This is a genomic window from Bradyrhizobium ganzhouense (assembly GCF_049949285.1).
GTDB classification, from domain to species: Bacteria; Pseudomonadota; Alphaproteobacteria; order Rhizobiales; family Xanthobacteraceae; genus Bradyrhizobium; species Bradyrhizobium ganzhouense.
The window spans coordinates 388214-398447 of record NZ_CP181318.1; the positions used below are offsets into that span (position 1 = coordinate 388214).

At 64.2% G+C, this 10234-nt stretch carries 9 protein-coding genes; 7 read left to right on the top strand and 2 right to left on the bottom strand.

Annotation, left to right across the window (positions count from 1 at the left end):
- Positions 1-54 precede the first annotated feature (54 nt).
- The 3 genes from rpoN (at position 55) to ptsN (ending at position 3053) form a co-directional block, all read left to right on the top strand.
- On the top strand, positions 55-1695 hold the full coding sequence (gene rpoN / locus ACLFLU_RS01865) for an RNA polymerase factor sigma-54 (RefSeq protein WP_426410676.1): 1641 nt from the start codon (positions 55-57) through the stop codon (positions 1693-1695).
- Between the two features lie 84 nt (positions 1696-1779).
- Complete coding sequence (hpf, locus tag ACLFLU_RS01870) at positions 1780-2379, top strand: ribosome hibernation-promoting factor, HPF/YfiA family (RefSeq protein WP_426410677.1); 600 nt, start codon at positions 1780-1782, stop codon at positions 2377-2379.
- Between the two features lie 212 nt (positions 2380-2591).
- A complete protein-coding gene (gene ptsN / locus ACLFLU_RS01875; RefSeq protein ID WP_008141251.1) occupies positions 2592-3053 on the top strand; it encodes a PTS IIA-like nitrogen regulatory protein PtsN in 462 nt (153 codons plus the stop codon).
- Positions 3054-3157: 104 nt separating this feature from the next.
- Here the strand turns inward: ptsN and ACLFLU_RS01880 are convergent, their stop codons facing one another.
- Complete coding sequence (locus ACLFLU_RS01880; protein ID WP_426410678.1) at positions 3158-4732, bottom strand: winged helix-turn-helix domain-containing protein; 1575 nt, start codon at positions 4730-4732, stop codon at positions 3158-3160.
- 224 nt (positions 4733-4956) lie between these two features.
- On the opposite strand from ACLFLU_RS01880, the gene ACLFLU_RS01885 reads away from it, so the two are divergent.
- On the top strand, positions 4957-5616 hold the full coding sequence (locus ACLFLU_RS01885) for a peroxiredoxin (RefSeq protein ID WP_426410679.1): 660 nt from the start codon (positions 4957-4959) through the stop codon (positions 5614-5616).
- 87 nt (positions 5617-5703) lie between these two features.
- On the opposite strand, the gene ACLFLU_RS01890 is transcribed toward ACLFLU_RS01885, so the two are convergent.
- Positions 5704-6342, bottom strand: coding sequence for a TetR/AcrR family transcriptional regulator (locus tag ACLFLU_RS01890; protein ID WP_426410680.1), 639 nt, complete (start codon positions 6340-6342; stop codon positions 5704-5706).
- Positions 6343-6625: 283 nt separating this feature from the next.
- On the opposite strand from ACLFLU_RS01890, the gene ACLFLU_RS01895 reads away from it, so the two are divergent.
- From ACLFLU_RS01895 to ACLFLU_RS01905, 3 genes are read left to right on the top strand one after another with little or no spacing between them, the layout of a single operon-like run.
- Positions 6626-7429 carry an SDR family NAD(P)-dependent oxidoreductase gene (locus tag ACLFLU_RS01895; RefSeq protein WP_426410681.1) on the top strand — a complete coding sequence of 268 codons (804 nt, stop codon included), beginning with the start codon at positions 6626-6628 and terminating at the stop codon, positions 7427-7429.
- A 36-nt stretch (positions 7430-7465) separates the two neighbouring features.
- Positions 7466-8596: a DUF5938 domain-containing protein gene (locus tag ACLFLU_RS01900; protein ID WP_426410682.1), complete on the top strand. Its 1131-nt coding sequence runs from the start codon at positions 7466-7468 to the stop codon at positions 8594-8596.
- A gap of 57 nt (positions 8597-8653) precedes the next feature.
- On the top strand, positions 8654-10192 hold the full coding sequence (locus tag ACLFLU_RS01905) for an AMP-binding protein (protein WP_426410683.1): 1539 nt from the start codon (positions 8654-8656) through the stop codon (positions 10190-10192).
- Positions 10193-10234 lie beyond the last annotated feature (42 nt).

Genomic DNA, 10234 nt, shown 5'->3' on the forward strand with positions numbered 1-10234 from the left:
CCAGGACTAAGATAAGCAAGAATCGGACCAATTTTCGGGAACGGTTCTTGTTAGATGGCGCTTACGCAGAGATTAGAGTTCCGGCAATCGCAGTCGCTGGTCATGACGCCGCAGCTGATGCAGGCGATCAAGCTGCTGCAATTGTCCAATCTCGATCTCACGACCTTCGTGGAAGAAGAGCTCGAGCGTAATCCCCTGCTGGAGCGGGCCAATGACGAGGCCCCCGGCGGCGAAGCCCCGGCCGAGGCCGGCCAGTTCAGCGACCGCGATGGCGATGATTCAGGCAGCCAAGGTGACGGTCATGGTGCCGATGACGGCTTTGGCGGCAGCGGCAACGCCTTCGAGCCCGGCCAGGAAGAATGGATGAGCAAGGATCTCGGCACCCGCGCCGAGATCGAGCAGACCCTGGACACGGGCCTGGACAACGTCTTCTCCGAGGAGCCCGCCGAGGCGGCGGCGCGCAACGCCCAGGACGCCGCGCCGACCACCTACACGGAATGGGGCGGCGGCGCCTCCGGTGACGAGGACTACAATCTCGAAGCCTTCGTTGCCGCGGAAACCACGCTCAGTGACCATCTTGCCGAGCAGCTCTCGGTTGCCTTCACCGGCCCGGCGCAGCGCATGATCGGGCAGTACCTGATCGACCTCGTCGACGAGGCCGGCTATCTGCCGCCCGATCTCGGCCAGGCTGCCGAGCGTCTCGGCGCGACGCAAAAGGACGTCGAGGACGTTCTTGCCGTGCTGCAAAAATTCGATCCGCCCGGCGTCTGCGCGCGTAACTTGAGCGAATGCCTGGCGATCCAGCTCCGCGAGCTCGACCGCTACGATCCGGCGATGCAGGCGCTGGTCGAGCATCTCGATCTCCTCGCCAAGCGCGACATCGCCGCTCTTCGCAAGCTCTGCGGCGTCGATGACGAGGACATCGCCGACATGATCGGCGAGATCCGCCGCCTCAATCCCAAGCCCGGCATGAAGTTCGGCTCGGCGCGGCTGCAGACCATGGTGCCAGACGTCTATGTCCGCCCGGGTCCGGACGGCGGCTGGCATGTCGAGCTCAACAGCGACACCTTGCCGCGCGTGCTGGTGAACCAGACCTATTATTCTGAGCTGTCGAAGAAGAAAGGCAAGGACGGCGACAAGTCGTATTTCACCGACGCACTGCAGAACGCGACGTGGCTGGTGCGCGCGCTCGACCAGCGCGCCCGCACCATCCTGAAAGTTGCGACCGAGATCGTGCGCCAGCAGGACGGCTTCTTCACCCATGGTGTCGCGCATCTGCGGCCGCTGAATCTGAAGGCCGTTGCCGACGCCATCCAGATGCATGAATCCACGGTGTCGCGCGTCACCGCCAACAAATACATGGCGACAAATCGCGGCACATTCGAGTTGAAATATTTCTTCACGGCGTCGATCGCCTCGGCCGACGGCGGCGAGGCGCACTCCGCCGAAGCCGTGCGTCACCACATCAAGCAGCTGATTGATTCGGAAGCGCCGGCTGCGATCCTGTCGGATGATACAATCGTGGAACGCTTGCGCGCCTCGGGCATTGATATTGCCCGCCGCACGGTCGCGAAGTACCGCGAAGCCATGCGCATTCCGTCCTCGGTGCAACGCCGTCGTGACAAGCAGAGCGCTCTTGGTAACGTCCTTTCCACCGCAATGCCCGATCGCTCCCGCAACACCGAGCCGGCCTGATTGCGCTGGCGCGAAATCGCGCTACTCTCACTGTCCCACCAAGACCGATCCAAGCTGGGCACTTAAAACCAAGCGAGGCATCAGATGACTCTTCGAATCTCGGGCAAGAGCGTCAGCGTCGGCGACGCCCTGCGCGGCCGCGTCACCGATCGGACCGAAGAGGTCCTGCGCAAATATTTCGACGGCAATTATTCCGGCCACATCACGCTCAGCAAGGACGGCCTCGGTTTCCGCACCGACTGTTCGCTGCATCTCGATTCCGGCATTACGCTGGAAGCCGATTCGAACGCGCAGGACGCCTATGCCAGCGCCGACCAGGCGCTTCTGATGATCGAGAAGCGGCTCAAGCGCTACAAGAGCCGGCTCAAGGACCGTTCGGCCCGCAAGGCCCACGTCGCCTCCGCGGCGCTGGCCGCCATGGACGCCACGGCTTACGTACTGGAGGCCCCTGGCGAGGGTGACGATGAGGACGAGGTCACCGGCTACAGCCCCGTGATCATCGCCGAGGCCACGACGTCGCTGAAGCAGATGTCGGTCAGCGAAGCCGTCATGGAACTCGACCTCAGCGGAGCACCCTGCCTGGTATTCCAGCACGGTTCCTCGGGCCGGGTGAACATCATCTACCGCCGCGCCGACGGCAATGTCGGCTGGATCGACCCGCCGGGTGCCAAACCGGGCGGCTAGGGTGCCCCCGTATCAACCACAGGTCTTAACAATGACCGTGGCAAAGCCGCACGCGGGAGTTGGCACCGGGATTGCGTTGGAGTAGAAGCGCCCCACATCAGGATCGGGGCTAAGTCCGCCTCCTGCTTCACCTTCTTGACGCCGGCCGGGCTCGATCTGATCGAGCCGGCCAATTCGGAACCTGACGGTTTAATTCACCTCGGAACACTTCCATGCCGATTACCGATCTGGTCGCCCCGGAGGCGATTCTCCCGGCATTGAAGGTCAACAGCAAGAAGCAGGCGCTCCAGGAACTCGCGGCCAAGGCCGCCGAGCTGACCGGTCAGAACGAGCGCTCCGTCTTCGAGGTGCTGCTCCAGCGCGAGAAGCTCGGCACCACCGCGGTTGGCTACGGCGTCGCCATTCCCCACGGCAAGCTGCCCAAGCTGGAAAAGATCTTCGGCCTGTTCGCCCGGCTCGATCGCCCGATCGATTTCGAGGCGATGGACGGCCAGCCGGTCGACCTCGTCTTCCTGCTGCTCGCCCCCGAAGGCGCCGGCGCCGATCATCTGAAGGCACTCGCCCGCATCGCCCGCCTGCTGCGCGACCAGGACATCGCCAAGAAGCTCCGCGCTTCACGCGACGCCCAGGCGATCTACTCGGTGCTGGCGCTGCCGCCGGCGACCGCGGCGTAATCGCTCGCTACTGAGCGCGTAGCTCTCTCAACGCCGTCATTGCAATGACGATGCGGAAACATCATCGCGCAAAATGAAGCCGGGCACGCCTTCGTGCGAAGGCATCATTCCGGCAGGCCCGCCCGCCGCAGACCTTCGCCGTACCGCCAGGCATCGTCCGGCCGCCGGTAGGGTCCGAATATGGCTTCGAGGTTGGAGACGCGCTCGTCGGGATTGATGTGCAGCAGCCGGGCCACCGCCTTCTGCGCCGGCTCCATCTGCCCGGCGAACGCATCCGCCGCCGCACCGATGCGCAGCGCCGGCAACAATCTTGGCGTGCCGCGCAAGGCCGCCGTCGCCCAGGAGGACGCCTCGCCATAACGGCCGGCGAAGAAATGCGCGTGCGCCATCGCCACCTGCATCAGCGGCATCAAGGGATCGACGGGGCTGAGGCGCATCGCCAAAGCGAGATGCGACGTGGCTGCCTCCGGCTCGCCCATCCAGCTCTTGATGAAGCCGGCGAAGTAGCACGCCCACATCATATTGGGATTCACTTGAAGCGCCTGGTCGATGCAGGCAGCGCCGGTGTCGAGATCGCGCACCACATAGGCCAGCGCGCCGGCGCCGGTTGCCAGCGCGAGCGCATCGTCGCTGCCGAGACGAATCGCATGCCGCGCCAGCCGGTCGGTCTCGGCGATGTCGCGCGCGAGATCGTCGGTCGGCCACCGGTTGGTCCTGTCCTTGACGTAGCAATAGGCGGCCATGCCGTAGGCGGCCGCAAATTCCGGATCGAGATCGATGGCGCGCCGAAACATCTGCAACGCCTCGACATTGGCCTCGCGGATGGTGAAGCGGTAGATCGCCGCCGTGCCGCGCAGATAATATTCGTAGGCGCCGAGGCTCTCCGTCGGCTTGCGCTTGGCGCGCTCGATCGCGGAGTGCTCGAGCTTCGGCACCAGCAGGCCCACCACCTGCCGCGCGATCTGGTCCTGCAAGTCGAAGATATCAGCGAGCGCGCCGTCGAACCGGTCTGCCCACAGATGCGCACCGGTCGACGCATCGATCAGCTGGGCGGTGATGCGCACCCGGTCGGCCGATCTGCGCACGCTGCCTTCGAGCACGAAGCTGACGCCCAGTTCGCGTCCGATCTGCTTCACGTCGACGGAGCGGCCCTTGTAGGTAAAGCTGGAATTGCGCGCGATGACGAACAGCGAGCGAAACCGCGACAGCGTTGTGATGATTTCCTCGACGACGCCATCGGCGAAATACTCCTGCTGGGGGTCGTCACTCATGTTCTGAAACGGCAGCACCGCGACGGCCGGCTGGACCGGAAACGGAAGCGCTTCGGTCGCAGCGGAAGACGACGCAGCAATGGAGGCTTGGCTATCGAGGCTCACCGGGCCGACAAACCGATAGCCGTATTTCGGCATGGTCTCGATCCAGTGTTCGCCACCGGGCTCTTCACCGAGCGCCCGGCGCAGCGCTGCAATCTGGACCGGGAGATTGCTCTCTTCGACGATGAGGCCGGCCCAGGCGGATTTGATCAGCGCATCCTTGGAGACCGGCGCTCCCGCCCGCTCCGCGAGCACGCGGAGCACGGCGATGGCGCGCTGGCCGAGCGCGACGGGAGAGCTGCCCCGAAACAGGATCGCAGCGTCTCCATCAAGTCGGAACGGACCGATGATGTAACCCGTGGCCATGGGGTGATGCTTAAGAACTTTTTTAGAACGACACCATGACTTTCGGTCGAGCCGGGCGCAGAAATCAACCACCCTGATTATAGGGCTGTCTACCCTGGCCGGATTTCAGTCGCAAAATCAAGCAGGTGCCGCGCGTCGTCCCAATTTCCAGACGCGTGAAGTCGCCTGGCATTTTCGGTGCGCAATGGCCGCGCGACCGAACGACCAAAGAAAGGAAATCACACATGGCACTCGCACTCAATGACATCGCGCCGGATTTCGAAGCGCAGACGACCGACGGCGATATCCGTTTTCACGACTGGATCGGCGATTCCTGGGCGGTGCTGTTCTCGCACCCGAAGGATTTCACGCCGGTCTGCACCACAGAGCTCGGCACCATGGCCGGCCTCAAGAGCGAGTTCGACAAGCGCAACGTCAAGATCATCGGCATCTCGGTGGATCCGGTCGAGAACCACAACAAGTGGAAGGGCGACATCCAGAAGGCCACGGGCCATGCGGTCAACTATCCGATGATCGCCGACCGCGACCTCAATGTCGCCAAGCTGTTCGGCATGCTGCCGGCTTCTGCGGGCAACACGTCGGAAGGGCGCACGCCGGCCGACAACCAGACGGTGCGCTCGGTGTTCGTCATCGGCCCCGACAAGAAGGTCAAGCTGGTGCTGACCTATCCGATGACGACCGGGCGCAATTTCCGGGAAATTTTGCGCGTCATCGATTCCATGCAGCTCACCGCCAGGCTGCCGGTTGCGACACCCGCCGACTGGGCGCCGGGCGAAGATGTCGTGATCGCGGCGTCGGTCTCGGATGAGGATGCTGCGAAGCGTTTTGGCAGCTTCGTCACCGTGCTGCCCTATCTGCGCAAGACCAAGCAGCCGTCGCTCTGACCGCCGTCAAAGCAAAGCGGGCACGCCTTCGCGTGAAGGCATGCCCGCTCAAAACTCCATGACCTTCGCCGGCGCTGCTCGTGCGCTTCAGCAGACCGTCGGCAGCAGGCGCCGGACTTCGTCGAGCAGTTCGGGAATCGCCGTCTTGTCACCCGCGAGGTGCTTGAGCAGCGCACTCTGGAATAGACCGTCGAACAGCGCATAGAGCGCAGCCGGCGACGACGCCGGCCGCTTGCGGCCGAGCTCGGCATAGCGGGAGGCGATGCGCCAGATCATCGCTTCCAGGCTCTTGTCGATCTCGAGCACATCCTTGCGAAAGGCCGCCTCGAACATCGCCTGCGAGCGCAAATCGTACCACAGGCGGTGCATACGGGCTTCGTTCTGCAGCGTTGCTGCGAGCTTGGCGAGGAAACCCTCCGTCAATTCGTCGCGGCTCGCTGCTGTCGCGACGACATCGTCATATCGCGTCACGCACTTCGCCTTGTAGTGGCGGACGCAGCAGCAGATCAGGTCGAGCTTGTCGCTGAAATAATAGTGGAACACGCCGTGCGTGAATGCCGAGTTTTGCGCGATTTCGCGCAGGCTGGTGCGTGCGAAGCCGAGCTCTCCAAGCGTCTCTAACGCGGCCTCGGCAAGCTCGACGCGCCGCGCGTTGAACTTCTCGTCGCGCAGCACCTCGGCCGCATCAGCCACACGCCGGGCCGCTCCCGTCACCTGCCGCGCCATCTCGTCCCTTCCTCAGTCCCGTTCTTTCAAGGACTTATACCGCGTCGACCGCGGAATGCTCTATCCCCGAACAACCACTTCCTTTGACAACTGTCAAATTCGTTCTTGACAAGTGTCAAGATTCTGGCGGAGGTTCGCACCAAGAATTTGGACAGTCGTCAAGACGTCCGACCATGGAGGAACGCTTCGCTGGGTGCCGCCGAAAGGCCTGCGCCCATCGATCTGGTGCGCGCCGATGGGCGCAGCACGAAACGATCAATCACCAGCAACGGAGGAGTGCGTCATGAGTGGGAAGAGCCTTGCAGGCAGGAAAGCCCTGGTCACCGGCGGTGCGCGAGGAATCGGCGCGGCCATCGCGCAGGCGTTGGCGCGAGCCGGCGCCGCGATCATGATTGCCGACATCCTCGAAGAGACCGGCCGCGCCAGCGCAGCCGCTATCGCGAAGGAAGACGTCGCAACGGGCTTCGTCCAGCTCGACGTTACCGATGACGCCCAATGGGAGCGGGCGGTCGCCGCGACGGTCTCAACCCTCGGCGGCTACGACATTCTGATCAACAATGCCGGCATCGAGATCACGTCGCTGATCTCCGAGGTCAAGGCCGAGGACGCGCGGCGGATGTGCGACGTCAATATCGTCGGCACCGTGCTCGGCATGAAGCACGCATTCCGCGCGATGCGCCCGGGCGGGCCGGCCGGCAAGGGCGGCGCCGTCGTCAACATCGCCTCGGTTGCGGCAACGATCGCCTTCCCGAGCATCGCGGTCTATTCGGGCACTAAATCCGCGGTCGACCGCATGACGCGGGTCGGGGCGATGGAAGCCGGCAAGCTCGGCTTCGGCGTGCGCGTGAACTGCATCTATCCGGGCTTGATCCCGACCGACATGGGCATGCAGCTCGCCAACGACATCGTCAAGGTCGGGCTCGCGCCTGACGTCAACGCCGCAGTCGGCTCGGTGGTGGAGCAGACCCCGCTCGGCCGGCTCGCCGAGGTCTCGGACATTGGCGATGCCGCGGTGTTCCTGTGCTCGAACGAGGCGCGCTTCATCACCGGCATCGGCCTGCCGGTCGATGGCGGTATGGGCATGTAACAACAAAGCCGACAACAAGCATTTTGGAGGAACGCAATGAGCGAGAAGAAGCCCGTCATCGTCTATGGCGCTTCCGGCTATACCGGCCGGCTGGTCTGCGAATACTTGCGCGAATACAACATCCCCTTCATCGCCGCCGGCCGCAGCAATGAGAAGCTCAACGCCGCGATGAAGTCGAACGTGGCCGGCATCGAGACCGCCGACTACGAGGTGGTCAAGGTGCCGCACACCGTGGCCGCGTTGACTGAACTGTTCAAGGGCGCCTCGGTGGTGCTCAACACCGTTGGCCCCTTCGCCAAGTTCGGCGGCGAGGTCGTGCAGGCTTGCCTCGCTTCCAAGTGCCACTACACCGACACGACCGGCGAGCAGGACTGGCTGATCACGCTCGAGCACGAGTTTGGCACGAAGTTCGCCAATGCCGGGCTACTGCTGGCGCCGGGCATCGCGCAGATGTACACCACCGGCGAGATCGCCGCGCAGCTGTGCCTGGAGACGCCCGGCCTCGACACGCTTGATATCGCCGTGTTCTGGGGTGGCAGCCCGACCATCGCATCGACGCAGACCATCCTGGTCAACGCCGCGATGGCCAAGGCCTACTATCTGGAGCAGAACAAGTACGTCGAGCACCAGCCCGATGCCGGCCTCTACAACCTCGCCATCCCCGGCCAGCACGAGCTGGCGTTGGCGCTGCCCTGGGGCGGCACCTCGCACCCGGTGTGGTTCAAGCGCGATCCGCGCGTGGCCAACGTGAAGGTGCTGGGCGGCGTGTTCAATCGCGCGCTGATGCTGGGCGTGCCGCAGATCGTCGCCGCCGCGCTGGAGGCGACCAAGGACATGAACCCCGACGACCGCTACGCCGCGTTGGCGCAGACCGCCGCCGGTGTGATGAACACCATGCCGCCGCGCGAGAACCCGCGCGTCAACAAGTCCTTGGATTCGGTGTATGCCTCCGGCCCGTTAGGGCGCGCACACTGCATCATCTACGGCAACAGCAACTACAAGCAGACCGGCATGTTGCAGGCCTATGCCGCGGCGCACCTGCTGCAGCAGCCGCCAAAGCGCGTGGGCTTCGCCTCCGGCTGCCAGGCGTTCGGCCATCACGAGCTGCTCGGGCAATTGCGCAGCTTCGGGCTGGTCAGCAAGCCTGTTCTGACCGTGCACGATTAAGTCAATCGCGGGTGGCGCGGTCCTCCGCGTCACCCGCTGCCGCTTCGGGTGTTGATCATGCGCTTCATCGATTACCTCGACAAAGGGGCCTCGCTCGGCGCTGATGCGCCGTGCCTGACCATGGACGGACGCGACCTCAGCTATGGCGAGGTGCAGCGGCTGAGCTACCGCGTCGCGCGCGGGATCGCGCGATCGGGTATTGCCGCCGGCGAGAAGGTCGCAATCCTCTCCGGCAACGATCCGGTCGCGTTTGCTTGCGTGTTCGGCATTTCCCGCGCGGGCTCGGTCTGGTGCCCGATCAATCCGCGTAACGAGGCGGCCGAAAACCGGCTCATCCTCGAGCAATTCGACTGCAGCCTGTTGCTGTTTCATTCAAGCTTCGCACCGATGGTCGAGGCGGTGCGTGCGGAGCTGCCAAAGCTGCGCGCCCTCGTCTGCCTCGATGCTGAGTTATCCTTCGCGCCCTCGTTCGAGAGTTGGCTCGCCGGCCTCTCCGACGACCACTATCAACGCGGGACGGTCGACGATCTCGCGATGATTCCCGGCACCGGCGGCACCACCGGCAAGCCGAAAGGGGTCATGCTGGCGGGCCGCAATATCGAGGCCATGACGGCACTGACGCTGATGGGCTATCCCTTCAAGGGACGTCCGGTCTATCTCGCGCTCGCGCCGCTGACCCATGCGGCCGGCGTGCTGTGTTTCCCGATCATGGCGCTCGGCGGCCGCATCGTGATCATGCATCACCCCGACATCGTCGAATTCCTCGATCTGATCGAGCGCTACCGTGTCACGCACACCTTCCTGCCGCCGACCGTGATCTACATGCTGCTCGATCATCCGAAGCTCGACTCCGCGAAGCTCGGGTCGCTGCAATGCTTCTGGTACGGTGCGGCGCCGATCTCGGCCGCGCGGCTTGCGGAGGCGCTCCAGCGTATCGGGCCGATGGCGCAGTTGTTCGGTCAGACCGAAGCGCCGATGATGATCTCGATGATGGCACCTGGCGAGCATTACAATGCCGACGGCACGATCGCGATGGAGCGGCTCGCCTCGGCCGGGCGGATCAGCCCGCTGGTGCAGGCCGGCATCATGGACGGCGACGGCAATTTGCTGCCGACCGGCGCTCGCGGCGAGATCGTGGTCCGCGGTTCGCTGGTGATGGAGGGCTATTACAAGAATCCCGAGGCCACGGCGGAGGCCTCCGCGCATGGCTGGCACCACACCGGCGACATCGGCTACATCGACGATGACGGCTATCTCTATATCGTCGATCGCGCCAAGGACATGATCATCACCGGCGGGTTCAACGTCTACTCGATCGAGGTCGAGAACGCGCTGCGGGCGCATGAGGCGGTGCAGGATTGCGCCGTGATTGGGTTGGCGGACGAGAAATGGGGTGAGCGGATCGTCGCCGTCGTGCAGCCCCGCGCCGGCCAAAGCGTCGATGCGACGGCGCTGGCGGCCTTCGTCAAGCAGCGGATCGGCAGCGTCAAGACACCGAAGCAGATCGAAGTCTGGGACGATCTGCCGCGCTCCAAGGTCGGCAAGGTGCTGAAGCCGGACATCCGCGCGCGGCTGTCAGATCGCTCAGGCGAGTAGACCGTGATGGGTGTAGGTTGATCGAGTTCGGCCGCTCTCTCC

Coding starts and splice junctions, on each gene's coding strand:
- ACLFLU_RS01895 (WP_426410681.1), top strand. CDS start 6,626: ATGAGTGGGAAGAGCCTTGCAGGCAGGAAAGCCCTGGTCACCGGCGGT.
- ACLFLU_RS01890 (WP_426410680.1), bottom strand. CDS start 6,342: ATGGCGCGGCAGGTGACGGGAGCGGCCCGGCGTGTGGCTGATGCGGCC.
- ACLFLU_RS01905 (WP_426410683.1), top strand. CDS start 8,654: ATGCGCTTCATCGATTACCTCGACAAAGGGGCCTCGCTCGGCGCTGAT.
- ACLFLU_RS01885 (WP_426410679.1), top strand. CDS start 4,957: ATGGCACTCGCACTCAATGACATCGCGCCGGATTTCGAAGCGCAGACG.
- rpoN (WP_426410676.1), top strand. CDS start 55: ATGGCGCTTACGCAGAGATTAGAGTTCCGGCAATCGCAGTCGCTGGTC.
- ptsN (WP_008141251.1), top strand. CDS start 2,592: ATGCCGATTACCGATCTGGTCGCCCCGGAGGCGATTCTCCCGGCATTG.
- ACLFLU_RS01880 (WP_426410678.1), bottom strand. CDS start 4,732: ATGGCCACGGGTTACATCATCGGTCCGTTCCGACTTGATGGAGACGCT.
- ACLFLU_RS01900 (WP_426410682.1), top strand. CDS start 7,466: ATGAGCGAGAAGAAGCCCGTCATCGTCTATGGCGCTTCCGGCTATACC.
- hpf (WP_426410677.1), top strand. CDS start 1,780: ATGACTCTTCGAATCTCGGGCAAGAGCGTCAGCGTCGGCGACGCCCTG.